The organism is Nocardioides mesophilus (assembly GCF_014395785.1).
In the GTDB taxonomy this organism is placed as follows: domain Bacteria; phylum Actinomycetota; class Actinomycetes; order Propionibacteriales; family Nocardioidaceae; genus Nocardioides_B; species Nocardioides_B mesophilus.
Window position 1 is genome coordinate 3,843,468 of sequence record NZ_CP060713.1, and the last position, 23,978, is coordinate 3,867,445.

Annotated in this window: 20 protein-coding genes and 1 tRNA gene; 11 read left to right on the plus strand and 10 right to left on the minus strand. The window is 72.8% G+C overall.

Going from position 1 to position 23,978, the window contains the following annotated elements; genetic code table 11:
• Window positions 1-10 precede the first annotated feature (10 nt).
• The 3 genes from H9L09_RS18270 to H9L09_RS18280 form a co-directional block, all read right to left on the minus strand.
• Complete coding sequence (locus tag H9L09_RS18270; protein WP_187578242.1) at window positions 11-580, minus strand: GtrA family protein; 570 nt, start codon at window positions 578-580, stop codon at window positions 11-13.
• Between the two features lie 36 nt (window positions 581-616).
• Window positions 617-1,252: a phosphatase PAP2 family protein gene (locus H9L09_RS18275; RefSeq protein ID WP_187580983.1), complete on the minus strand. Its 636-nt coding sequence runs from the start codon at window positions 1,250-1,252 to the stop codon at window positions 617-619.
• Between the two features lie 148 nt (window positions 1,253-1,400).
• Window positions 1,401-1,495 (minus strand) — tRNA-Sec (locus H9L09_RS18280).
• A 68-nt stretch (window positions 1,496-1,563) separates the two neighbouring features.
• On the opposite strand from H9L09_RS18280, the gene selD reads away from it, so the two are divergent.
• From selD to nrfD, 5 genes are all read left to right on the plus strand, one after another.
• Window positions 1,564-2,574 carry a selenide, water dikinase SelD gene (selD, locus tag H9L09_RS18285; protein ID WP_187578243.1) on the plus strand — a complete coding sequence of 337 codons (1,011 nt, stop codon included), beginning with the start codon at window positions 1,564-1,566 and terminating at the stop codon, window positions 2,572-2,574.
• A gap of 98 nt (window positions 2,575-2,672) precedes the next feature.
• Window positions 2,673-3,236: a dehydrogenase gene (locus H9L09_RS22875; protein WP_187578244.1), complete on the plus strand. Its 564-nt coding sequence runs from the start codon at window positions 2,673-2,675 to the stop codon at window positions 3,234-3,236.
• A gap of 21 nt (window positions 3,237-3,257) precedes the next feature.
• Window positions 3,258-5,984: a formate dehydrogenase gene (gene fdh / locus H9L09_RS18295; protein WP_187580984.1), complete on the plus strand. Its 2,727-nt coding sequence runs from the start codon at window positions 3,258-3,260 to the stop codon at window positions 5,982-5,984.
• The gene (locus H9L09_RS18300) at window positions 5,981-6,928 is read left to right on the plus strand and encodes a 4Fe-4S dicluster domain-containing protein (protein ID WP_187578245.1); all 948 of its coding nucleotides are present in this window, start codon (window positions 5,981-5,983) and stop codon (window positions 6,926-6,928) included. The genes fdh and H9L09_RS18300 overlap by 4 nt, the downstream gene beginning before the upstream one ends.
• Window positions 6,925-8,007, plus strand: a complete 1,083-nt coding sequence (nrfD, locus tag H9L09_RS18305) for an NrfD/PsrC family molybdoenzyme membrane anchor subunit (protein ID WP_187578246.1) — start codon at window positions 6,925-6,927, stop codon at window positions 8,005-8,007. Before H9L09_RS18300 ends, nrfD begins: the two co-directional genes overlap by 4 nt.
• 56 nt (window positions 8,008-8,063) lie before the next feature.
• Here the strand turns inward: nrfD and H9L09_RS18310 are convergent, their stop codons facing one another.
• Complete coding sequence (locus H9L09_RS18310; protein WP_187578247.1) at window positions 8,064-8,492, minus strand: hypothetical protein; 429 nt, start codon at window positions 8,490-8,492, stop codon at window positions 8,064-8,066.
• 520 nt (window positions 8,493-9,012) lie between these two features.
• Complete coding sequence (locus tag H9L09_RS18315; protein WP_223164116.1) at window positions 9,013-9,591, minus strand: RNA polymerase sigma factor; 579 nt, start codon at window positions 9,589-9,591, stop codon at window positions 9,013-9,015.
• A gap of 200 nt (window positions 9,592-9,791) precedes the next feature.
• On the opposite strand from H9L09_RS18315, the gene H9L09_RS18320 reads away from it, so the two are divergent.
• The 3 genes from H9L09_RS18320 to H9L09_RS18330 are packed head-to-tail and all read left to right on the plus strand — an operon-like array spanning window position 9,792 to window position 12,085.
• Window positions 9,792-10,019 carry a hypothetical protein gene (locus tag H9L09_RS18320; protein WP_187578248.1) on the plus strand — a complete coding sequence of 76 codons (228 nt, stop codon included), beginning with the start codon at window positions 9,792-9,794 and terminating at the stop codon, window positions 10,017-10,019.
• 3 nt (window positions 10,020-10,022) lie between these two features.
• Complete coding sequence (locus H9L09_RS18325) at window positions 10,023-11,153, plus strand: cupin domain-containing protein (protein ID WP_187578249.1); 1,131 nt, start codon at window positions 10,023-10,025, stop codon at window positions 11,151-11,153.
• Complete coding sequence (locus tag H9L09_RS18330) at window positions 11,150-12,085, plus strand: ferredoxin family protein (protein WP_187578250.1); 936 nt, start codon at window positions 11,150-11,152, stop codon at window positions 12,083-12,085. Before H9L09_RS18325 ends, H9L09_RS18330 begins: the two co-directional genes overlap by 4 nt.
• A 1-nt stretch (window position 12,086) precedes the next feature.
• On the opposite strand, the gene H9L09_RS18335 is transcribed toward H9L09_RS18330, so the two are convergent.
• Window positions 12,087-12,878, minus strand: coding sequence for an SDR family NAD(P)-dependent oxidoreductase (locus H9L09_RS18335; protein WP_187578251.1), 792 nt, complete (start codon window positions 12,876-12,878; stop codon window positions 12,087-12,089).
• A gap of 70 nt (window positions 12,879-12,948) precedes the next feature.
• Window positions 12,949-13,902 carry a matrixin family metalloprotease gene (locus tag H9L09_RS18340; RefSeq protein WP_187578252.1) on the minus strand — a complete coding sequence of 318 codons (954 nt, stop codon included), beginning with the start codon at window positions 13,900-13,902 and terminating at the stop codon, window positions 12,949-12,951.
• A 57-nt stretch (window positions 13,903-13,959) separates the two neighbouring features.
• On the opposite strand from H9L09_RS18340, the gene H9L09_RS18345 reads away from it, so the two are divergent.
• Complete coding sequence (locus tag H9L09_RS18345; protein WP_187578253.1) at window positions 13,960-15,447, plus strand: MDR/zinc-dependent alcohol dehydrogenase-like family protein; 1,488 nt, start codon at window positions 13,960-13,962, stop codon at window positions 15,445-15,447.
• Between the two features lie 26 nt (window positions 15,448-15,473).
• On the opposite strand, the gene H9L09_RS18350 is transcribed toward H9L09_RS18345, so the two are convergent.
• Window positions 15,474-16,292, minus strand: coding sequence for an HAD-IIA family hydrolase (locus tag H9L09_RS18350; RefSeq protein WP_187578254.1), 819 nt, complete (start codon window positions 16,290-16,292; stop codon window positions 15,474-15,476).
• A 211-nt stretch (window positions 16,293-16,503) separates the two neighbouring features.
• Window positions 16,504-18,330 (minus strand): flavin-containing monooxygenase, encoded by a 1,827-nt coding sequence (locus H9L09_RS18355; RefSeq protein WP_187578255.1) that lies wholly within the window; start codon window positions 18,328-18,330, stop codon window positions 16,504-16,506.
• 97 nt (window positions 18,331-18,427) lie between these two features.
• On the opposite strand from H9L09_RS18355, the gene H9L09_RS18360 reads away from it, so the two are divergent.
• Window positions 18,428-19,696, plus strand: a complete 1,269-nt coding sequence (locus H9L09_RS18360; protein WP_187578256.1) for a helix-turn-helix domain-containing protein — start codon at window positions 18,428-18,430, stop codon at window positions 19,694-19,696.
• 5 nt (window positions 19,697-19,701) lie between these two features.
• Here the strand turns inward: H9L09_RS18360 and heR are convergent, their stop codons facing one another.
• Window positions 19,702-20,478 (minus strand): heliorhodopsin HeR, encoded by a 777-nt coding sequence (gene heR / locus H9L09_RS18365; RefSeq protein WP_187578257.1) that lies wholly within the window; start codon window positions 20,476-20,478, stop codon window positions 19,702-19,704.
• Between the two features lie 127 nt (window positions 20,479-20,605).
• Between heR and H9L09_RS18370 the strand changes: the two genes are divergently transcribed.
• Window positions 20,606-23,950 carry a DEAD/DEAH box helicase gene (locus tag H9L09_RS18370; protein WP_187578258.1) on the plus strand — a complete coding sequence of 1,115 codons (3,345 nt, stop codon included), beginning with the start codon at window positions 20,606-20,608 and terminating at the stop codon, window positions 23,948-23,950.
• Window positions 23,951-23,978 lie beyond the last annotated feature (28 nt).

Genomic DNA, 23,978 nt, shown 5'->3' on the forward strand with positions numbered 1-23,978 from the left:
CGACCCCGGCTCAGCGCTCGACGAGCCCGGAGGACCTGGCTGCCGAGGCGTCAACGGGAACCTCCTCGTCGTCGCGCTGACGGTGCGCAGGCGACGGCGCTGGGGTGCCGTTCTCGACCGGGGCATCGCCCACGAACACGAAACGCTTGTAGGTGAGGTAGCGGAACACGGTGCCCAGGGCCAGCCCGATGACGTTCGCGGAGATGTTGTCCGCGAGTCGGCTGGTGAGCCCGAGCAGGTCGTGGGAGATGGTCAGGGTCACGACCGAGAACCCGAACCCGACGACGTTGAACGCGACAAACAGGGTCACTTCGCGGCGCCGGTTGCCCGACGGCCGGTCGCGCCACGTCAGCGTCTTGTTGCCCACGTAGGTGACGCACATGGCCGCAACGACCGCGACGGTGCGAGCCACGGACGGGTCAAGCGTCGCGAACGGGTGCAGCGAGCGGAGCACGTTGAACGCGGCCACGTCGACGACGTACCCGGTGCCGCCGACCGCGAGGAACGTGAGGACCTCCCGGGTGAGGAACCGGTCCATGATCCGACGCAGCCGCGCAGGGAGGAGGTCAAGCAGCGACATGCTGCCCGCCGCGCTCTGAACCGGGGGTCGGCACCATCAGACGGCCTCGTGTCCAGGTGTTGTACCGGGTTCGCGGTGGTCGGCGTCCTCGTTCGTGACGAGTGGACGCAGCGGTGTGCGTGCCAGCGCTTCGACGATGCGGACCAGGACGGGGCGCACGGCCAGGTAGGTCGCCACGGTGACGGCGGCTCCGAAGAGCAGTCCGGCGATGACGTCGAGCGGGAAGTGTGCCCCGACGTACACCCTGGTGAACGCCAGGAGGACGGCTGCGGCGAGGGTGATCAGACCCAGCCGTCGATGGGTGAGCAAAACTCCGGCGGCGACGGCGCCCGCCATCACGGCGTGGTCGCTGGGGAACGAGAAATCGTGGCTGCGTGCGACGAGCACCAGCGCGTGAGGGAACACCGCGTACGGGCGGGCCTCGTGCACGAGCCGGCCCAGCGGCTGGTTCAGACCGAGCGCAACCAACGCGCCGACGGGCGCCCACGATGCGGCCGCCATCGCCCGGGGGTTCGGGTTGGCGCGTGCGGTCCACCAGCCGAGCGCCAGGATGGCCGCGAACAGGAGCACGCCGTACTGCGCGTAGAGGCGGAACGGTTCGTGCAGACCCGGGGTGTGCCGGGCGAGCTCGTTGACGGGGAGGAACCAGTCACGTTGCAGGTGCTGCCACATCACGGGTCACCCGCCCCGCACGCCGAGGGGGGAGGGGTCGCACCCAGGTGCCGGTCGCGAAGGTCAGGTCGCACGTTCATCGTCTAGGACGCTAGGCCGACCACATGACCGCAGCATGAAGGTTTGCGAGCGTGCCGGGATGAAGACATGGCGGAGGCGGACGGGAATCGAACCCGCCGGACCCGGATACCGGGCCCCTACGGTTTTGAGGACCGCGCCCGTCACCAGACGAGGAACGCCTCCGCGCACACCCTAGAGGTCTGCCTCGCCCCGTGAGGTCGGGGGGACCGGGGGAGTCGTAGGTTGGGCCGGTGAGCACCACACAACAATCCGGTCCTGACACGTCGTTGCGCCTGACCCAGTACGCCGCCGGCGGCGGCTGCGCATGCAAGGTCCCTCCGGGCGAGCTGGAGCGGGTGCTCGCCGGGCTGCCGGGCGGCCTCGCCGGCGGGGACCTGCTGGTCGGCCTCGACCACGGCGACGACGCGGCCGCCGTACGCATCGACGGCGAGCGGGCGGTCATCGCCACCGCCGACTTCTTCACCCCGGTCGTCGACGACGCCTACGACTGGGGCCGGATCGCCGCCGCCAACGCGCTCTCGGACGTCTACGCGATGGGCGGGACCCCGCTGGTGGCGGTCAACCTGCTCGCCTGGCCCCGTGACCGGATCCCGTTCGAGGTCGCGGCCGAGGTGCTGCGCGGCGGCGCCGAGGTGTGCGTCGCCGCCTCGACGTACCTCGCCGGCGGGCACAGCATCGACGACCCGGAGCCGAAGTACGGCCTCGCGGTCACCGGGCTGGCGCACCCCGACCGGCTGCTTCGCAACGACGCCGGCCTCGCCGGGACCCCGCTGACGCTGACCAAGCCGCTCGGCCTGGGCATCCTCAACAACCGGCACAAGGCCACCGGCGAGGTGTTCCCCGAGGCGGTCGAGGTGATGACCTCGCTGAACCGGGACGCCTCGCAGGCGGCGCTCGCGGCCGGCCACACCTGCGCGACCGACGTCACCGGCTTCGGGCTGCTCGGGCACTTGTTCAAGCTGGCCCGGGCCAGCGGCGTCTCCGCGGTGGTGGACTCCGCGGCGGTGCCGTACGTCGACGGGGCCCGCGCCTCGCTCGCGGACGGCTACTTGCCCGGCGGCAGCCGCCGCAACCTGGACTGGGTGCGGCCGCACCTGTCGGCCGACGTCGACGACGACGAGCTGGTGCTGCTCGCCGACGCGCAGACCTCGGGCGGTCTTCTGGTCGCCGGTGAGCTGCCCGGGCACCCCGTGGTCGGGGAGCTGGTGCCGGCCGGCGAGCACGTGCTGCGGATCCGCTGAGCCGCTCGTCGCACCGTTTCGCCGCTGACCGACTACCTGCAGCATGAAACAGAATCGGGGTGGGTAGTGTGACCGCGACCCCTGGAGGTGGCTCGCTGATGTCGACGTCTTTCCTTTCCTGGCCGGTGCTGCGACAGCTGACCGGCAAGGACCCGCTCGGCCGTGGCCCGGCCGTCCGCTCCCAGAAGACCGAGGAGCTGACGGCCCGCACCACCACCGCAGATCGGGTCGCGCGCAGCGTCTGCCCCTACTGCGCGGTCGGCTGCGGCCAGAAGATCTTCGTCAAGGACGAGAAGATCGTGCAGATCGAGGGCGACCCCGACAGCCCGGTCTCGCGCGGCCGGCTCTGCCCCAAGGGCTCGGCCAGCCTCAACCTGGTGACCAGCCCGCTGCGGCAGACGAAGGTGCGCTACCGGCGCCCGTTCGGCACCGAGTGGGAGGACCTCGACCTCGAGACCGCCATGGAGATGGTGGCCGACCGCGTGGTCAAGGCCCGCGAGGACACCTGGCAGGACCTCGACGAGCAGGGCCGCAAGGTGCGCCGCACCCTCGGCATCGCCAGCCTCGGAGGAGCGACCCTCGACAACGAGGAGAACTACCTCATCAAGAAGCTGTTCACCGCGATGGGTGCCATACAGATCGAGAACCAGGCCCGTATTTGACACTCCTCCACCGTCCCCGGTCTGGGGACCAGCTTCGGGCGCGGCGGCGCCACCGGCTTCACGCAGGACCTCGCCAACGCTGACTGCATCGTCATCCAGGGCTCGAACATGGCCGAGGCACACCCGGTCGGGTTCCAGTGGGTGATGGAGGCCAAGGCGCGCGGCGCCAAAGTCATCCACATCGACCCGCGGTTCACCCGCACCAGTGCGTTGGCCGACCAGTTCGTCCCGTTGCGCGTCGGCACCGACATCGCCCTGCTCGGCGGTGTCATCAACTACGTGCTGCAGAACGAGCTGGACTTCCGCGACTACGTCGTCAACTACACGAACGCCGCGGCGATCGTCCGGGACGACTACGTCGACTCGGAGGACCTCGAGGGGCTGTTCTCCGGGTTCGACCCGGAGACCCGCACCTATGACCCGACCAGCTGGCAGTACGCCGGCACCGGCGACAAGGACGACCACGGGCAGGACCACGAGATCCAGCGCGAGACCGCCAGCGCGCTGCAGCACGAGACCCACGGCGTCAGCGTCAACGGCTTCCCGCCGCGCGACGAGACCTTGCAGCACCCCAGCTGCGTCTACCAGATCCTGAAGCGGCACTTCGCCCGCTACACCCCGGAGATGGTGGCCGCGACCTGTGGTGTCTCGGAGGAGGAGTTCCTCGCGGTCTGCGAGGCGTGGACCTCGAACTCCAACCGGGAGCGCACCACCGCGCTGGTCTACAGCGTCGGCTGGACCCAGCACAGCGTCGGTGTGCAGTACATCCGCACCGGCGCCATCCTCCAGCTGCTGCTGGGCAACATGGGGCGTCCGGGCGGCGGCATCATGGCGCTGCGCGGTCACGCGAGCATCCAGGGCTCGACCGACATCCCGACCCTGTTCAACATCCTGCCCGGCTACCTCCCGATGCCGCAGGCCGAGGACCACAAGACGCTGCAGGAGTGGATCGACAGCGTCTCGCACCCCGGCTCCAAGGGCTTCTGGGACCAGGCGAAGGCCTACGGCATCAACCTGCTCAAGGCCTACTGGGGTGACGCCGCGACGCCGGAGAACGACTTCTGCTTCGACTACCTCCCGAAGATCACCGGCGACCACGGCACCTACCGCACCGTGATGGACATGATCGACGGAAAGGTCAAGGGCTACTTCCTGCTCGGCCAGAACCCGGCGATCGGCTCGGCGCACGGCCGGGCCCAGCGGCTGGGGATGGCGAACCTCGACTGGCTGGTCGTGCGCGACCTGTTCGAGATCGAGAGCGCGTCGTTCTGGAAGAGCTCCCCGGAGATCGAGACCGGCGAGATCGTCCCCGAGCAGTGCCGCACCGAGGTGTTCCTCTTCCCCGCCGCGTCCCACGCGGAGAAGGAGGGCACCTTCACGCAGACCCAGCGGATGCTGCAGTGGCGCGAGAAGGCCGTGGAGCCGCAGGGTGACTGCCGCTCCGAGCTGTGGTTCTTCTACCACCTGGGCCGGATGGTCCGGGAGCGGTTGGCCGGCTCCGCCGAGGAGCGCGACCGCCCGGTGCTCGATCTCGCCTGGGACTACTCGACGCACGGGCCGCTCGACGAGCCCAGCGCCGAGGAGGTGCTGATGGAGATCAACGGCTTCGAGGTGGAGAGCAAGCGACCGCTGTCCAGCTACACCGAGATGAAGGACGACGGCTCCACCCTCGGCGGCTGCTGGATCTACACCGGTGTCTACGCCGACGGCGTCAACCAGGCGGCCCGGCGCAAGCCTGGCCAGGACCAGTCCTGGGTGGCCCCCGAGTGGGGCTGGGCGTGGCCGGCCAACCGGCGGATCCTCTACAACCGCGCCTCGGCCGATCCCGAGGGCAAGCCGTGGAGCGAGCGCAAGGCCTACGTCTGGTGGGACCCCGAGGCGGGCGAGAACGGTGAGTGGACCGGGCACGACGTGCCGGACTTCGAGCTGACCAAGCCGCCGTCCTACCGTGCCGAGGAGGGCTCGTCGGGCCGCGAGGCGCTCTCCGGCGACGATCCGTTCATCATGCAGGGCGACGGCAAGGGCTCGCTCTACGTGCCGCAGGGGCTGATCGACGGCCCGCTGCCCACGCACTACGAGCCGATCGAGTCGCCGTTCCGCAACCCGGTGCACGGGCAGCAGTCCAACCCCACCCACAAGGGCTACGACCGCGCCGACAACCCGCTCAACCCGAGCCCGCCGGCGGAGCACAGCGACATCTACCCGTACGTCTTCACCACCAGCAGGCTCACCGAGCACCACACCGCGGGCGGCATGAGCCGCAACCTCGCCTACCTCTCCGAGCTTCAGCCGGAGATGTTCATCGAGGTCTCCCCGGAGCTCGCCGAGGAGCGGGGCCTGGAGCACATGGGCTGGTGCCACGTGATCACCTCGCGCTCCGCGGTGGAGGGCAGGGTGATGGTGACCGACCGGCTGCGTCCGCTCCGGGTGGACGGCCGGACGGTGCACCAGATCTGGCTGCCCTACCACTGGGGCAGCGAGGGCCTGGTCAAGGGCGACTCCGCCAACGACCTGATGGGCATCTCGCTGGACCCGAACGTGCTGATCCAGGAGTCGAAGGTCGGCACCTGCGACCTCCGGGCCGGTCATCGGCCGTCCGGGCTGGCGCTGCGCGCGCTGGTGATGGACTACCAGCGACGTGCCGGAGTCGACCAGCATCCGCACGGCGCCCCCATCGTCACCGTCGGAGACACCGCGGGCGAGGGCAGCGACCGTGACCCCTCGACCAGGAAGAGTGGAGACTCATGATCGGCAAGAACAGCCTCTTCGGGCCGATCGACCCGGCGGTGGAGTCGGGGTACACCGAGCCGCCGTCGCGCAAGGGCTTCTTCACCGACACCAGCATCTGCATCGGCTGCAAGGCCTGCGAGGTGGCGTGCAAGGAGTGGAACGAGGTCCCCGAGGACGGCTTCGCCATGCTCGGGATGTCCTACGACAACACCGGGGCGCTCGGCGCCGACACCTGGCGCCACGTCGCGTTCATCGAGCAGCCGGGCGGTCGTGAGGGTCGCACCGGCACGCCGCCGAGCGCGACCGTCGAGCTGGGCATGCCCGGGCCGCCGCCGCCGACGAGCAGCGAGGGCGCGGTCGCGACCGACGAGAAGCCGGACTTCCGTTGGCTGATGTCCTCCGACGTCTGCAAGCACTGCACGCACGCGGCCTGCCTCGACGTCTGCCCGACCGGGTCGCTGTTCCGCACCGAGTTCGGCACCGTGGTGGTCCAGCCCGACGTCTGCAACGGCTGCGGCTACTGCGTCCCGGCCTGCCCGTACGGCGTCATCGAGCGTCGCAAGGGCCCGGACGGCACGAAGAACGTCGGCGTGGCCCAGAAGTGCACGCTCTGCTACGACCGCCTCAAGGTCGACCAGAAGCCGGCCTGCGCGCAGGCCTGCCCGACCGAGTCGATCCAGTTCGGTGACGTCGACGAGCTCCGCGAGCGGGCCCGGACCCGCGTCGACGCGCTGCACGAGGCCGGGATCATGGACGCCCGGCTCTACGGTGACGACCCCGAGGACGGGGTCGGTGGCGCCGGTGCGTTCTTCCTGCTGCTCGACGAGCCGGAGGTCTACGGCCTGCCCCCGGACCCGGTGGTGACCACCAAGGACCTTCCGCACATGTTCAACCGCGCCAGCACGGCCGCGGCGGCGCTGCTCGCCGGCGCCGTGGTGGCCTTCCTCGGGAGGCGCGGATGACCACGCAGGGACACGGTCCGTCCGCGCAGCAGACCCGGGCGGTCCCGGAGTCGGCGAAGCGGGGGCGGCGCGGCCGCGGAGGCCGCGGCGAGTTCTCGATGGTGCCGGAGGCGGAGTTCAGCTCCTACTACGGCCGCCAGGTGGTCAAGGAGTCCCCGTGGGAGGCCGACATCCCGGCCTACCTGTTCTCCGGGGGCCTGGCCGCCGGGTCCTCGTTGCTCGCCGCCGGTGCGGACCTCACCGGGCTGCCGTTGCTGCGGCGCTCCGGCCGGTTCACCGCGCTCGGCGCGCTCGGGTTCAGCATGGTCGCGCTCGTCCACGACCTCGGCAAGCCGTCGCGGTTCGTGAACATGCTGCGCACCGCCAAGCTCACCTCGCCGATGTCGGTGGGCACCTGGATCCTCACCGGCTACAGCCCGTTCGCCGGCCTGGCCGCGGCCGCCGAGGTCGCCGACCTGCTGCCGGCGAGGGTGCAGCGCGGTCCGCTCCGGCTCCTCGGGCTCGCCGCCAAGCTCGGGCGACCGGCCGGGCTGATGGCGGCGCTGACCGCTCCGCCGGTCGCCGCCTACACCGCCGTACTCCTCGCCGACACCGCGACGCCGTCGTGGCACGAGGCCTATCGCGAGCTGCCGTTCGTCTTCGTCGGCTCGGCAGCAGCAGCTTCCTCGGGGTTCTCGATGATCACCACGCCGGTGGCGCAGACCGGACCGGCCCGCCGGTTCGCGATCGGCGGCGCGCTGCTCGACCTGGTCATGGAGCACCGCATGGAGCAGACCATGGGGATCACCGCCGAGCCGATGCACCAGGGCAAGGCCGGCAAGCTGATGACGGCGGCCAAGTGGCTGACGGCCGGGGGAGCGGCGGGCTCGCTGCTGGCCGGACGCAGCCGCACGGTGGCCGTCGCCTCAGGGGCGGCGCTGGTCGCGGGCTCGGTGTGCACCCGGTTCGGCATCTTCGAGGCCGGACAGGCCTCGGCGCGCGACCCCCGCTACACCGTGGTGCCGCAGCGGGAGCGGATGCGCGCGGCGGCCGCGGCGAACGGCGACCAGCCGGCCGACCTGGACCACGCGCCGTCCTGACGGGGCGTGTCTCCTCCCGGGGACGCGTCAGCACACCGGGAGGACGGGAGGACGGCTCAGGCCGGCGGACCGTTCGATTGCTCGAAGTCGTCGAGGAGGTTCTCGGGCGGTCGGGGCGCCGAGTCGACGATGCGGCTCTCGAAGGTCGTCGTCCACCTCGGCTCATCGGGTCCGACCCAGTTCTTCGATCGGGCGGGGTGACCGATCAGTCCCAGGAATGCACCATCGTTCGGATCGAACACGAACTGCACCGGGTACTTCTCGTCGATGCCGAGGGCGACCCCGAGCCTGCCGTCCACGTGTGCACGCCGATCGACCACCCTGACACCATCCTCGAGCGCCACCGCGCGCAGGACCTCGGCGTTGACAGCGTCCGGGGTCTGCGGATCTGACAGCAACCAGAACGCTGCTCCCCAGACGGCCGACAGGTCGTCGCTGAACTCGCTGCCCGAGGTTCGCGCCAGGTCCCGCAGTGCACGCAGCATGCCCTCACCCTCGGGCGGTCACGGTAGATGGGGTAGTTGGCATTCGCCGACTGGTCCACCACCGCCCAGCTGATCGGATTGATGCGGTCGTCCGTCCGCTGGATCAGAGGTTCGTCCGGATCCTCGGGAACCCAGGTCTCGACGAGGACAGGGTCCGTCCTCGGCCGGGTGTCCTCCGTCGTCGGGTCGCTTGCGGACGGTCCGTAGTCCCAGGAGACCAAGACGTTCTTGCGGTACAGGTACTGGCCCGGCAGTGCAGACCCGGAGGCATCGAGCACGGCGGCGGACTGCTCCAGGATCTCGGCTGCCGCTGCGGATGCTCCATGGTCCGGTGTCTGGAGGACGATGGTGCTCGCGACGATCGCCGCTGCGGCGCTCATGCCGATCGCCGCTCGGACGGCGTGCCGACGGCGGCTGCGGCGGACGAGCGCCCTGCGGAGCAGGGCCTGCCGGGCGCGGAGGGTCACGGCAGCGTCGGGCTCGGAGACGTCGGGACGCAGTTCTCGGAGCAGTTGGTCGATCATCGTCCTACCTCCAGCGTGTCGTCGATGGCCGCGCGTAGGTGGCGGCGTGCTCGGTGGATGCGCGAACGGACGGTCCCCACGGGGATGCCCATGGCGCTGGCGATCTCGGGATAGGTCAGCTCCTCCCACGCGAAGAGCAGGATCGCCTCGCGGTCGCCATCGGGAAGTTGCTCGAGGACGGTGCGCACCGACAGCCAGTCCTGAGTCGAGCCAAGCCGGTCGACGACCTGGTTCTCGTGCGAGTCCGCGAATCGGACGACGTGGACTGCCGCCGACTGCACGAGCCGGTCTGTGGCCGCCAGTGACCGCCAGCGACGTCGCAGGATGTTGCCTGCGATTCCGTACAACCAGGGCAGTGCCGATTCGGCATCCGGTTTGTACCGTTTGCGTTGGCCGAACGCGGTCAGAAATGCGTCAGAGAGGACGTCGTCCGCCGCGTCCCGGCCCGCCCGTCGTACCGCGTAGGCATGGACCGCCCGCTGATGTCTGTCGAAGACTTCGGCGAACACTTCCGGTGTGCGGAGCGAGCGCGCGATGACTTCGGCGTCTGTAGCGCCTGCCTCGATCTGAGTCACAACCTGCCTTTGCCGTCTCGAGCCGCCTCGGTTCACGGTGCCCGGGAAGGCGTAGCTCCGCGACGCTAACCCAGTGAGCCTCCTCTGGGGCGGGAACCGACCTGGCGCTACGTTGGTCCGCACGGGGCACCGGCAGCACCGACAGCATCCAGGGGTCGATCTGCCGTCCGCACCGATGACCGCCTACGACAGGAGCTGCCATGACCACCACCCCCAACGAGCCCGTCGGTGACGACGACATCGAGACCGTTCCCGCAGTCACGCCCACGCCGCTCTCCGGTGGCGACGCCGACGGCACCGACGGCGGGGACGCCGACGGCACCGATGGCGGGGACGCGGACGGCACCGACAGCGGTGACGGCGACAGCACCGACACCACCGACGGCGACGCGACCGACGGCGGGGACGCCGACGGCACCGACGCCTGAGCGGTGACCGCTCTCGACCTGCTCAGCGGCGACGCCCGGACCTTCCGCGACAAGGTCTGGGCGTCGCACGTGCACCTGCACCGCACCGATCCGGACGACTTGGTCGGGCTGCTCTCGCTCGACGACGTCGACCACCTGCTCACCTCGGTGGCGCTGCGGGCCCCGGCGCTGCGCATCGCCCAGGACGGCACGGTGCTGCCCACCAGCGCGTTCACCCGGTCCGCCTCGCTGGCCGGCACGCCGCTGACCGGTCTCGTCGACGGCCGCAAGGTCCTCGAGCTCTTCGACGGCGGCGCCACCGTCGTGCTCCAGGGGCTGCACCGCTACTGGGCGCCGCTGACCGAGCTGGTCCGCAACCTCGAGCTCGAGCTCGGCCACCCCTGCCAGGCGAACGCCTACCTCACGCCGCCCGGCTCCCAGGGGTTCGCCCGGCACAGCGACAGCCACGATGTCTTCGTCTTCCAGACCCACGGGCGCAAGCAGTGGGAGGTGGTCGAGCCTGACCAGCAGGTCCGTGAGGTGCTGCTCGAGCCGGGGCTCAGCATGTACCTGCCCGCCGGCACCCCGCACTCCGCCCGCAGCCAGGACGAGACCTCCCTGCACGTGACCCTCGGCGTCAACCAGATCACCCGGCGCGACCTGCTGCGCCGGCTGACCGAGGACGTCCTCTCCGACGAGCGGTACGACGCCGCCCTGCCGGCCGGCTACCTGCAGGAGCCGGACCGGCTGGCCGACGACCTGGCCGCGGCGCTGGCCGAGCTGCGGGGCTCGCTGGACGCGCTGGAGCCGGTCGACGTCGCCGAGGAGCGCGCCACCGCCTTCCTCACCGAACGCACCCCGGCGCTGCGCGGCGGCCTCGCCGACCGGGTCGCGCTGCCCTCGCTCGCCGACGGCACCGTGGTGGAGCGCCGGCCCACCTCTGCCTGCGTGCTGCGGCCGGGCCCCGAGCGCCTCACCGTGCTGCTCGGCGACCGGGCCCTGCGGATGCCGCCGCGGCTGGCCGGCGCCATGGAGTTCGTGCGCGACCATCCGTCGTTCGCGGTGGCCGACCTCGCACCGTTCCTCGACGAGGCCAGCCGGCTGGTGGTCGTGCGTCGACTGGTCCGAGAAGGCCTGCTGCGGATCAGCGCGTGAGCGGCGCCTTCCGCTGCTCGGTCGCCAGCGAGGGCGACGAGGAGCCGATCGCCGGCACCGCGTCCACGGTGCGCGCGTTCCTGCTCGTCGAGGCGCCCGGGCCGTGGGGGGTGGATGCGGTCACCGGGTCCCGGCTGCCGCCCGAGGTCCGGTCCTGGCTGCACGACCTGCCTCGCGCCCACCGGGTGCGGCCGCTGATGATTCGCGGCCACGGCCGGCAGCGGCGTCCCGGCACCCGGGTCTTCGCCGCCTGGTGCGGTGACGGCGCCGGCGGCCGTCCCTGGCTGGAGAGCGCCGTGCTGGAGGACCCCCGCGACCTGCTCGACCTCCCCGTGCACGGGCTGGCCGCCGGCTCGTCGACCGGGCTGACGACGTACGACGGGCCGCTGCTCTGCGTGTGCACGCACGGCAAGCACGACGCCTGCTGCGCCGAGCGGGGCCGCCCGCTCTGCCGGGCCCTGCACGAGGTCGCGCCGGAGCACACCTGGGAGGTCTCCCACATCGGCGGCGACCGGTTCGCGCCGAACGTGCTGGTGCTGCCCGAGGGGCTCTACTACGGGCGGCTCGCTCCGGAGGACGCAGGTGAGCTGGTGGAGAGCACCCTGAGCGGGGAGCTGGACCTGGCGCACCTGCGCGGTCGCTCCACGCTGCCGTTCGCGGTGCAGGCGGCCGAGATCTACCTGCGTGCGCAGCTCGGCGACCGCGGCTCCGCGGCCCCCGAGCTGCTGGCGCAGGAGCGTCGCGGAGAGCGGACCCGGGTCCGGCTCCGGCTGCCCGGCGGCACCTTCGACGTCGAGGTCGAGACCCGCCCGGCGCCGCCGCGCCAGCTCACCTGCCGGGCGACCGCGCTCTCGGCCCCGCCGGCCCACCGGCTGCTGGGCATCGAAGCCGCGGTCACCCCGACGACTCCGGGTCCTGGCCCCGGCACCTGATTCAGGCGCGCTCCTCGGCGATGGCGTTGCCGCCGTCGACGACGAGGCACTGGCCGGTGAGGTACGACGCGCCCGGGGTGCACAGGAACGCGATGACCGCCGCGACCTCCTCGGGGGTGGCGCTGCGACCCACGGGCGTGAGCGCGCCCTGGCGCACCTCGTCGTCGGTCTGGCTGGTGGTGGCGATCCAGCCGGGGGCCACCGCGTTCACCGTCACCCCGTGCGCCGCGTGGTCCAGGGCCGCCGAGCGGGCCAGTCCGACCATCCCGGCCTTGGCCGCGGCGTAGCCCGCCTCGCGCCGCATGGTCATCACCGGGCCGGTGACCGAGGCGACCATCACGACCCGTCCCCAACCGGCGGCGGACATGCCGGGCAGCACGGCCCGGGTGGCCAGGAACGCGGTGTCGAGGTTGCGGGCCAGCGACGCGTGCCACGCCTCGAGGCTCAGGTCGGTGAGCACGCCGCCCTCGGTCTCCATCACGGGCCGGGCGGTGCTGGTCATCCCGGCGTTGTTGACCAGCACGGTCGGTGGCCCCAGCGCGGCGCGCACCTCGTCGGCCAGCCTGGCCGCGTCCGCCTCGAGGGTCAGGTCCGCGACCACGCCGACCGACTCGACACCCAGCGTGCGCAGGTCCTCGGCGCGGTCGTGGGCCCGGTCGGTGGTGGCGGTGACGGCCACGCGCGCGCCGAGCTCGCCGAGCAGGCGGGCGGTCGCGAAGCCGATGCCGCCCGGGGCGCCGGCGCCGGTGACCAGGGCGACCCGGCCGGTCAGGTCGTACGTCGGGGGCAGCACGCTGCGGACCCTCCCGCGCCGACGTCGCCGGCGTCAAGCGGCCGGACCGGCCCGGGCAGCCGGACGGTGATCACCGGCACGGGCCGGTGCCGAGCCGGGCCAGCCCCTCGAGGTCCCCGGGTCCGAAGTCGATGGCCCCGCCGTTCTCGGCGTACATCAGTTCGCGGCGGTCGTCGACGTGGTCGAGCCCGACCACGTGGCCGAGCTCGTGCATGATCACCGCACGCACGAGCGCCCGGCCCTGCGGCTCCGCGGCCAGGTCGGCGAGGGCGGGGGCGTCGAGCCAGGCCGTCCCGGTCACGTAGCGGCGCAGCCCGATCCCCGACTCGGAGACGGCGGCGCTGCCCCCGAGCCCGACCACGTCACCCGCCAGGCCGGGGATCACCTCCGGGGTGGTCCAGGCGACGAGGACCGGAGCCCAGCCGGCGCCGTAGCGGACCGGCTGCCGCAGCTCCCGGTCGTCCGACGGCGGCTCGTCGGTCCCGCCCACCACCGTCATCTGCAGACCGGTGGCCTCGGCGACCCGCGCCACGGCCTCCTCCACCAGCCCGTCGGTGCCGGGCGGCTCCAGCCCGCGGTTCACCACCACCTCCAGCGGCCGGCAGGGGCTGTAGGTGACCGGCTGCCCCTGGTCGGTCTGGGCGAAGGCGTGCGCGCCGCCGTCCCCCGGGTCGGGCAGCGGACCGAGCCGTCCGAAGCCGGAGACGCCGTCCCGGGAGAGGGTGAGGCCGTACTCGTCGTGCAGGTACAGGCCCGAGATGCCGAGGACCACCAGCGCCGTGAGCACCGCCACCGAGCGGCGGCGGCGTCGTTCCCGCCGCTCCACCTCGGAGAGCGGCCGGCCCGCGCCGGCGCGCCGGGAGGAGCCGGCGTACGGACCGGGCGCGGGCGGCAGGTCGGCCCACGGGTTCGAGGCGCCCGCCGCGGCGTCGAGACGGTCCAGCTCGCGGAGCCGGCGCAGCATCTGGCGCCTGCGCCGGGCAGGACCGAACGTGAGCCTGTCCGCGATCCGCCCCCGTGCCACGCCCGGAAGTGTCGCACGGGCCCCGCGGTCGGTCCACGGAACCGGCATGATGGCGCGATGAGCCCCGAGCAACCACCGACCACGCCCGGAGTCCTGTTCCCGCCCGGCCCGGACGGCCGCCGCAGCACCGCTGCCGTCGGACGTGCCGCGGTCGCCGACGCGCTGCGGCCGGTCGACCCCGCCGGGGCGCGCGCCGCGGAGCAGGAGACCAACTGGCGCTCCGGCTACCTCGTGCACTTCAGGCGCCTGGTCGAGGCCGGGCTGACGACGCCCGAGGCGGCCGTGACGATCGCCGGACACGGGATCGACGGCGTGCGCAGCCGCATGGTCGCCGGCACCGCCGAGGGCGAGGTGCCGTTGGGGACCTGGGCCGAGGCGCCGGCGGTGCGCGGCCACGGCACGGCGGAGGTCCAGGGCACCGCCCGTCCCGAGACCGAGCTGTCGCTTCCCTACCACGGCGAGCGGCTGCAGGGGGACGCGCTGCTGCGCCGCCTGGACTCCTGGGTGAGCACCGGAGTCGCCGAGCCCAGCGTCGCCGAGGCCGTCCGCACCGTGCTCGCCCACCCTGAGTGGCTGCGCCTCGAGGGTCACACCGTCGCAGTGCTCGGGGCCGGGGCGGAGATGGGGCCGCTGCAGGCGCTGCTGCGCTGGGGAGCCCGGGTGGCCGCGGTCGACCTGCCGCGGCCGGCGGTGTGGGAGCGGGTGCTCTCGGTGGCCCGCGCCGGTGCCGGCACGGTGCTGCTGCCGGTCCCGGACGGCAGCGACGCCCTGGACGTGGCCACCGCCGGCGCCGACCTCGTCGCCGAGGCGCCGTCGGTGGCGGACTGGCTGGCGGGGCTGCGCTCCGAGGAGGACCGGCTGGTGCTGGGCAACTACGTGTACGCCGACGGCGCCGCCAACGTCGCGGTGTCGGTGGCGGTCGACGCGCTGACCACCCGCGTCCAGCAGGCCCGCCCCGACGTCGCGCTGGCCTTCCTGGCCACTCCCACCGACGTGTTCGCGGTCCCCGGCGACGCGGTGGCCATGTCCACCCGCGCCTACGAGCAGCGGTCGGCCGGGGCCAAGCTGGTCGGGCGCCCGTTGCGGACCCTGAGCGCCGGCCGGCTGCTGCGGCGCTCCTACGCCCCCGGGGCCGATCCGGGCGTCAACGACAGCCTGGTGCCGCAGCAGGGCCCCAACTACGCCCTGGCCAAGCGGCTCCAACGCTGGCGCGCCACGGTGGCGCGGCAGGCCGGGACGACCGTGTCGATGAACGTCGCGCCACCCACCCGGACCCGCTCGGTGGTCAAGAACCGGGCGCTCGCCGCGGCCTATGCCGGCGCCCACCGGTTCGGGGTCGAGGTCTTCGAGCCGGCCACCTCGAACGTGCTGATGGCCGTGCTGCTGGTCCACGACCTGCACACCGACGGGGGTCCGCGGCACCCGCAGCCCTGGCAGGACGAGGCGTACGCCGCGGTGCACGGCGGGCTCTGGCGCACGGCCTACGCGCCGCGCAGCGCCCTCGGCCTGGCGGCGTTGCTCGGCTACGGCGCGGCTCGCGGCTGACGGACCCGCCCGCGGTCACCGACGGGTCAGAGGTCGACGACCTCGTCCTCGTCGGTGTCCCACCGGTCCACGAGCTCGATCAGCTCGGCGACGGACTCCCGCACGAAGGTCGGCCGGTAGGGGAACCGCTCGACGGCCTCCTGCTTCGTCGAGCCGGTGAGCACCAGGATCGTGCGCAGCCCCGCCTCCAGGCCGGAGACGATGTCGGTGTCCATCCGGTCGCCCACCATCACGGTGGACTCCGAGTGCGCGTCGATCCGGTTCAGCGCCGAGCGCATCATCAACGGGTTCGGCTTGCCGACGAAGTACGGCGCCACGCCGGTGGCCCGGGTGATCAGCGCCGCCACCGAGCCAGTCGCCGGGATCGACCCCTGCTGCGAGGGGCCGGTCGGGTCGGGGTTCGTGGCGATGAAGCGGGCGCCGCGCTCGATCAGCCGGATCGCGGTGGTGATCGCCTCGAAGGAGTAGGTCCGGGTCTCGCCGAGGACGACGTACTCGGGGTCGCGCTCCGAGAGCACGTAGCCGATCGAGTGCATCGCGGTGGTCAGGCCCGCCTCTCCGATCACGTACGCCGTGCCGCCCGGGCGCTGCTTGTCGAGGAACTGGGCGGTGGCGAGCGCGCTGGTCCAGATCGACTCCTCCGGCACCTCGATGCCGCTGCGGGCCAGGCGCGCCTGCAGGTCGCGAGCGGTGTAGATCGAGTTGTTGGTCAGCAGCAGGAACGGCCGGCCGCGGTCGCGCAGCGCGCGCACGAACTCCGCCGCTCCGGGGATCGCCTCCTCCTCGTGGACCAGGACACCGTCCATGTCCGAGAGCCAGGTGCGGACCGGTCGCATCGTCTCCATGGGTCGATGCTGTCAGAAAACCGGCAGGCCGGTACACCACGCCCGAACGGGGCCCGCTGCAGCGGGCCCCGACCCCGGGTGCGACGGGGGGACCGCGCCGACGACGGCCTGAGCCGGCCGGAGGGGGCAGGGGACGACCGGGTGCTCGGGCCGTCGGGCGCGGTGCTGCGGTCAGGGTGCGGGGGTCACGGTGACCGCAGCGTCGGTGGGCCTACGCGAGGTGGTGCACCTCCTGGAGCCCGTAGACGGGGGTGTCGAGGCCCTCGAAGCGGGCCTTGAGCTGCAGGGCGAGGTAGAGCGAGTAGTGGCGGGACTGGTGCAGGTTGCCGCCGTGGAACCACAGCCCCTCCTGCTGGGTCGGCTTCCACATGTTGCGCTGCTCGCCCTCCCAGGGGCCCGGGTCCTTGGTGGTGTCGGAGCCCAGACCCCACACCTTGCCGACCTTGTCGGCGACCTCCTGGCTTATCAGGTCCGCGGCCCAGCCGTTCATCGAGCCGTAGCCGGTGGCATAGACCACCAGGTCCGCCGGCAGCTCGGTGCCGTCGGCGAGGACCACGGCGTCCTCGGTGAGGTGGTCGACCTGGCCGTGCGCGAGGCGCACCTGCCCGTCGGCCACCAGGTCCGCGGCGCCCACGTCGATGTAGTAGCCGGATCCGCGGCGCAGGTACTTCATGAACAGGCCGGAGCCGTCGTCGCCCCAGTCCAGCTCGAAGCCCGCCTTCTCCAGCCGGTCGTAGAAGTCCTTGTCCCGCTCGCGCATCTGGTCGTAGAGCGGGATCTGGAACTCGTGCATGATCCGGTAGGGGAGCGAGGCGAAGATCAGGTCGGCCTTCTCCGTCGTCACCCCCGAGGCCACGGCCCGCTCCGAGTAGAGGTCGCCGAGCCCGACGTCCATCAGGGTGTCGCTCTTCACGATGTGGGTCGAGGTCCGCTGCACCATCGTCACGTCCGCGCCGTGCTCCCACAGCGCCCCGCAGATGTCGAAGGCCGAGTTGTTGCTGCCGATCACCACGCAGCGCTTGCCGGCGTACGCGTCCGGGCCGGGGTGCGCCGAGGAGTGGTGCTGGTCGCCGCGGAAGACGTCCTGACCCGGCAGCTGCGGGATGTTCGGCTTGCCGGACATCCCGGTGGCGAGCACCAGCTGGGTCGGCCTCAGCGTCAGGGGCCGGCCGTCCCGCTCGACCTCGACGGTCCACTCCTGCTTCTCGGGGGAGTAGGAGGCGTGGGTCGCCACGGTGCTGCCCCAGTAGGGCACCTCCATCACCTTCGTGTAGGACTCCAGCCAGTCGGCGATCTTGTCCTTCGGGGCGAACACCGGCCAGTTGTCGGGGAACTTGAGGTACGGCAGGTGGTCGTACCAGACCGGGTCGTGCAGGCACAGCGACTTGTAGCGTCCGCGCCACTGGTCGCCGGGGCGCGCGTGCTTGTCGATGACCAGCGCGGGCACACCGAGCTGGCGCAGCCGCGCACCCAGCGCGATGCCGCCCTGGCCGCCGCCGACCACGAGCACGTAGGGCTGGGTGGTCGAGCCAAGGCTCTCGGCCTCCTGCTGGCGGCGCTCGAGCCAGCTCTTCCGGTCCCGCGCCGCTCCATGCTCGGCCCCCAGCGGGCGGCGCCCGCCCCGCGGCTCCTCGTGGCCCTTGAGCTCGTAGAGCGTGGTGAGGAAGGTCCAGGCGCCCTCGTCGGTGAGGCGGAGCAGACCCTTGCCCCGGCCCACCGCGGTCTCGAAGGCGAACCACGCGGTGGTGACGCCGTCGGCCTCCTCCGGCGGCTCGGTCGTGTGGAACCCCGAGGGCGCGGTGCCGGCGAGCGTGCTGCTCAGCAGGTCCGCCACCCCGTCGCGGTTCTCGACCGTGCAGATGTTCCAGGTGAAGGCGACGAGGTCGCGCCAGAACGACACCGGCGCGAAGAGCCCGGCGGCGCGCTGCACGTCACCGGCGGTGAGGGCGGACTCGAAGTCCGCGAGCCAGGCGTCGACCCGGGCCTGCGGACCGGTCCCCGCCTCCGGCGTACCGGTCGGCTCGAGGGTCTGGGTCATGGGCGCTCCTTCACTTACGCTGTGACGAGCAGCACACCGCGACCCGGGGGGTTCGGGAAGGGTTGCAGGGGGTTGCAACGTCGCAGGGAGGGCAGCCGTGTCCGTGTCCGAGGAGCACCTTGCCGGCCACCGGGTCCGGCAGGCCGTCCTGGCCGGCGGACCGGCCCCCGCCACTGCCGAGTCCCCGCGGCCGGTCATCGAGGCGTCCTGGACCCGACTGCTCCGGCGCGGTCTCGACCCGGGCTCGGACCCGGTGGTGCCGCCGCTGGCCGCCTCCGAGCTGGAGCGCCGGCGCGCCGAGAGCCGGCTCGGTCCGCTGGTGGCGCACCTGCGCGACGCGCTACGTCCGGCGGTGGAGTCGACCGGCCAGCTGATGGTGGTGACCGACCCCGAGGGACGGGTGCTCTGGCGCGACGGCCAGGCCGGCGTACGGCGGCTCGCGGACCGGCTCGGGTTCGTCGGCGGCTCCGCGTGGACCGAGGGCAACGTCGGCACCAACGCCATCGGCACGTGCCTGGTCCTCGGCGAGCCCGTGCAGATCCACGGCGCGGAGCACTACGTCGAGTCCCACACGCGCTGGGGCTGCGCGGCCGCCCCGGTGCACGACCCGTGGACGGGACGGGTCCTCGGCGTCGTCGACGTCAGCGGACCCACGCGCGGCATGCACCCCACAGCGCTGACGATGGTGCAGCTGGCCGCGCGGGTCGCCGAGCTCGAGGTGCGCCAGGAGCACCGGGCCGAGCTCGACCTGCTCCGCGCCCACGCCGCACCCCTCGTCGCGAGGCTCGGCGGCCGTGCGCTCGTCGTGGACCGGCACGGTCACCTGGCCGCGGCGACCGGGATGAGCGCCCCCGAGCGGGTCACGCTGCCCGACGGGCTCGGCGTGGGGAAGGTCTGGCTGCCGACGCTGGGCGCGGCCACCGCCGAGGCGCTGCCCGGCGGCTGGCTGCTCCGGCTGGAGCAGGAGGACGCGTCGGTCGTCGGTGCCGCGCTGCTCACCGTCGACCTGAGCCGCCCGGCCGCGCAGGTGACCGTGCAGGGGGTCAGCGGCGGCTGGCACCACACGCTCACCCCGCGGCACACCGAGATCCTGGTGGCGCTCGCCACCCACCCCGCCGGACGTTCGGCCGCGGAGCTGGCCGCCGACCTGTTCGCGGACCCGACCCGGGTGGTCACCGTGCGGGCGGAGATGTCGCGGCTGCGGCGGACGCTGGGCCCGCTGCTGCGGCGCCAGCCGTACCGGATCGACGAGGCGGTGAGGGTCGAGCTGGTGCTTCCCCCCGATCGCTCCGCGCTGCTGGCGGGCTCGAGCGCCCCGGTGGTGACCGCGCTGCGCGCCGCGACGCCGGCCCCGCTGGACCGGTGAGCCTGCTACGAGGCCAGCGAGCCGGCGAAGATCTGCCAGGCGAGCGCCGACTTCGCCACCAGGCTGAGCACCAGGTAGGCCTTCTCCCCGAACGCGTAGCTGCGCCACGGCCCGACCTGCCGGTACTGCAGCCACTGGTTGAGCGCGAAGCTGTTGAAGAACAGGAACAGCGAGACGAAGATCCCGACCACGAAGCCGGGGACCTCCTCGGCAGCGACCAGGTTGTAGCCGATCGCCACCCACGGTGCGATGCCGGCGACGCAGCCGAACCAGAACGGCTTCATCGTGACGCTCGCCCGTCCCGGCGGGTTCGCGGACTCCTGCAGCCAGCCGAACAGGATCATGGCCACGTTGGCGCCCGCGATGCCGATCAGTGCGGAGATCCCGAGGATGCCGCTGTACATCGCGATCAGCAGCACCATGAGCGTCGCGCTGAACGAGTACTCCACCCACCGGAACCGGTTGATCCCGGCCCGGAGGTCGCGGTCGTAGGTGCGCCGGAAGACCGTCGCCGTGAGCAGGTGGTCGAGCGCCGCGAGCCCGAGGAACAACGCCACCGCGGCGCCGACGGACACCTCGAACAGCGACTCCGGGGACGCCGGCGGCGTGCCCGGCGGACCGGTGGGCAGCGACCGGGTCACGGTGAGGGCGAAGTCGGTCGCCAGCACGAACACCGCCACCGCCTGACCGAGGTGCAGCAGCGTGAGCGCGAGGTTCCATCCGCGCAGGGACCGCAGGCTGCGCTCGTCGACCCCGGTCGCGGTCCTGTCCTCAGCCGTCATGAGGTCATCATGCCCCGGTGCGGGAAATGCGGACCCGACGGAGCCGGATCTGCTCGACCGTGCCGGACCGCAAGCGACCGCCACCGTCGCCGCGTGAGTGTCGGTCGCAGGCCATAGGGTCGCTGACGTGCTGGACCTGACCGTTCTCCTCGACGACGCCGAGCTGCGGCGCCGCTTCGGCGCGGTCACCCTCGAGCGCGCGCAGACCTACCTGCGCCAGGGGCTGGTGCTGCAGGTCTCCCACGAGGTCGACGGCGAGGGCGACCTCGACGTCCGGGGCAGCGTCGCCGGATCGGGGTCGGTGCCCTACCAGACCTACGTCGCGGTGGGACAGGCCGAGCGCGGCCTGTGGGTCTACGGCCGCTGCAGCTGCCCGGTGGGGGAGTCCTGCAAGCACGCGCTGGCGCTGCTGCTCGCGGTGCGTGCCGAGCAGGAGACCACGGCGTACGCCGGCGGGCGCCGCTGGGAGCGCCAGCTGGGCCACGTGCTCGACGAGCTCGACCGGCGCTCGACCGAGGAGCAGGACGCGCACCGGCCGCTGGCACTGCAGGTCGAGCTCAAGCTCTCCACCTCGGCGGCCCGGCACGCCTGGGACGGCGAGAGCGGCGCGCGCCGGGGGTCCTTGCGGGTCCGGCCGCTGCAGCGTGGCGCCCGCGACAACTGGGTCCGTTCCGGGGTGTCCTGGCAGGACGTGCCCTACCTGTCCACCCGGCGCAACGCCCCGCCGGCCCAGGCGGCGGTCCTCGGCGAGATGCTCGCCACCTACCGGGCGGCCTCGCGCCAGACCTACTTCGGCTCCGAGTCGCACCTGCCGCTCGGGGCATTCGGGGCGTCGCTGTGGCCGCTGCTGCGCCGGGCCGTGGAGGCGGGCCTGGTGCTGGTGCCGGGCGCCGGGATCCGCGACATCGTCCTGCGGCACCACCCGGTCGAGCTGGAGCTCGACGTGAACACCTCGGAGACCGACGAGGCCCACCTGCGGCTGGGGGTGCGCACCGACGAGGACTGGTTCGGCGCCGAGGAGCTCGACCTGCTCGGGGAGGGCGCCGAGGGCGGTCACGGCGTCGCGCTCTGGTCGCCGGACGCCAGTGGCGCCCGGCCTGCGGAGTGGGTGCTGACCCTGGCGCCGCTGGCCCGTCCGGCCGGCCCGGAGGTGCGCCGGCTGCTGGCCACCGGGGACACGCTGGTGGTCCCCGCGGAGGACCGTGAGGACCTCGTCACGGAGTACCTCCCCCGGCTGCAGCGGCACGTCCCGGTGACCTCCTCGGACGGCTCGGTGCGGCTGCCCGAGCCGGTGGTCCCTCGCCTCGGGGTGACCTTGACGTGGGTGTCGGTCGAGGAGGTGCAGGTCCTCTGGACGTGGCGCTACCGGGTCGCCGCCGGCGACCGGGAGTACACCCTCGGCGAGCCCCGGGGGCTGCGCGGGTTCCGGCGCCCCCAGCTCGAGCAGCAGCTCCTGGACGCGCTGGTGCTCGGCGACGACGCCGTCTACCGGCTCTACGGCTCCCGGCGACCGGATCGCGGCCCGACCCCGGAGGCGGTCTTCTCCGGCACCGCCGCGATCGGCTTCGTCGAGGACGCGCTTCCGGCGCTCGAGGCGGCGGCCGCCGCCGGCCTGCTCGAGCTGACCGAGGTCGGTGAGCGACCCGACTACCGGGAGGCGGCCACCGCCCCGGTGGTCCGGTTCACCTCCAGCCCCACCGCCGGCGACGGGGACGACGACTCCACCCGCACCGACTGGCTCGACCTCGAGGTGCTGATCTCGGTCGACGGCGAGACGCTGCCGCTGGCGCACCTGCTCGAGGCCCTCACCCGCGGCCAGGACCGGGTGATCCTGCGCAGCGGGGTGCACGTCGCGGTGGACCGGCCCGAGTTCGCCCACCTCGCCGAGCTGGTCGGCGCCGCGGGCGAGCTGCACGAGCAGCCGACCGACGGGCTCCGGGTGAGCCACCACGACCTGGGGCTGTGGGACGAGCTGGCCGAGATCGGCCTGGTCGACGCCCAGGCGGCCCAGTGGGTGCGCTCGGCCCAGGCGCTGCGCGGGCTGAGCGGGCTGCCCGAGGTCGAGCCGGTCGACCTCGAGGCCGACCTGCGCCCCTACCAGCTCGAGGGCTTCCGCTGGCTGACGTTCCTGTGGCAGAGCGGGCTCGGCGGGATCCTCGCCGACGACATGGGGCTGGGCAAGACGCTGCAGACCCTGGCGCTGGTCGCGCACGCCCGGCGCCAGGGGGCCGGTCCGTTCCTGGTGGTGGCGCCCACCAGCGTGGTCTCGACCTGGGCGCACGAGGCCGCCACCTTCACCCCGGGGCTGGTGGTGCGCGAGGTGACCGAGTCCCAGTCGCGCCGCGGCACCTCGATCGCGCAGGTGCTCGACGGCGCCGACCTGGTGATCACCTCCTACACGCTCTACCGCCTGGAAGCCGACGCCTACCTCGCCGAGCAGTGGGGCGGCCTGGTCCTGGACGAGGCCCAGACGGTGAAGAACCACCAGGGCAAGACCCACCAGGCCGTGCGTCGGCTCGACGTGCCGTTCCGGCTGGCGCTGACCGGGACCCCGATGGAGAACCGGCTGATGGAGCTGTGGTCGCTGCTCTCGATCGTCGCCCCGGGGCTGTACCCCTGGCCGCAGCGGTTCCAGGAGCTGGTGGCCAACCCGGTCGAGCGGCTCGGCGACACCGCCGCGCTCGAGCGGTTCCGCCGCCGGATCCGGCCGTTCCTGCTGCGCCGGACCAAGGAGAACGTCGCCGCCGACCTGCCCGAGAAGCAGGAGCAGGTGCTGGAGGTCCGGCTCACCCGCGAGCACCGCCGGATCTACGACACCCACCTGCAGCGGGAGCGGCAGACCGTGCTCGGCCTGGTGGAGGAGGACTTCGACAAGCACCGGATCGCGATCTTCCGCTCGCTCACCCGGCTGCGCCAGCTCTCCCTCGACCCCGGCCTGCTGGACGAGGAGTACGACGCGGTGGGGTCGGCCAAGGTGGACGTTCTCGTCGACCACCTCGCCGAGCTGGCCGCGGAGGGCCACCGGGCCCTGGTCTTCAGCCAGTTCACCTCTTTCCTGGCCAGGGTGCGCGCCCGGCTGGACCGGGAGGGCATCGCCAGCAGCTACCTGGACGGCACCACCCGACGCCGCGGCGAGGTGGTGCGCGGGTTCAAGGACGGCGAGGCGCCGGTGTTCCTGATCAGCCTCAAGGCCGGCGGGGTGGGCCTGACCCTGACCGAGGCCGACTACGTCTTCGTCCTCGACCCGTGGTGGAACCCGGCGGTCGAGGCGCAGGCGGTGGACCGGGTGCACCGGATCGGCCAGAAGCGGCAGGTCTTCGTCTATCGGCTGGTCTCGGAGAACACCATCGAGCAGAAGGTCATGGAGCTCAAGGCCCGCAAGGCGGCCCTCTTCTCGCGCGTCATCGACGGGGACGGCGCGATGGCGAGCGCGGTGGGAGCCGACGACGTGCGGGCGCTGTTCGAGGACTGACCGGCCTCGTTCAGATTGCCGGGCTGGG

Bases quoted from the DNA above. Each gene is read 5' to 3' on its own strand.
- H9L09_RS18320 (WP_187578248.1), top strand. From the start codon at position 9,792: ATGACCACCACCCCCAACGAGCCCGTCGGTGACGACGACATCGAGACC.
- H9L09_RS18355 (WP_187578255.1), bottom strand. From the start codon at position 18,330: ATGACCCAGACCCTCGAGCCGACCGGTACGCCGGAGGCGGGGACCGGT.
- H9L09_RS18345 (WP_187578253.1), top strand. From the start codon at position 13,960: ATGAGCCCCGAGCAACCACCGACCACGCCCGGAGTCCTGTTCCCGCCC.
- H9L09_RS22875 (WP_187578244.1), top strand. From the start codon at position 2,673: ATGTCGACGTCTTTCCTTTCCTGGCCGGTGCTGCGACAGCTGACCGGC.
- H9L09_RS18275 (WP_187580983.1), bottom strand. From the start codon at position 1,252: ATGTGGCAGCACCTGCAACGTGACTGGTTCCTCCCCGTCAACGAGCTC.
- nrfD (WP_187578246.1), top strand. From the start codon at position 6,925: ATGACCACGCAGGGACACGGTCCGTCCGCGCAGCAGACCCGGGCGGTC.
- H9L09_RS18310 (WP_187578247.1), bottom strand. From the start codon at position 8,492: ATGCTGCGTGCACTGCGGGACCTGGCGCGAACCTCGGGCAGCGAGTTC.
- H9L09_RS18350 (WP_187578254.1), bottom strand. From the start codon at position 16,292: ATGGAGACGATGCGACCGGTCCGCACCTGGCTCTCGGACATGGACGGT.
- heR (WP_187578257.1), bottom strand. From the start codon at position 20,478: ATGACGGCTGAGGACAGGACCGCGACCGGGGTCGACGAGCGCAGCCTG.
- H9L09_RS18270 (WP_187578242.1), bottom strand. From the start codon at position 580: ATGTCGCTGCTTGACCTCCTCCCTGCGCGGCTGCGTCGGATCATGGAC.
- H9L09_RS18300 (WP_187578245.1), top strand. From the start codon at position 5,981: ATGATCGGCAAGAACAGCCTCTTCGGGCCGATCGACCCGGCGGTGGAG.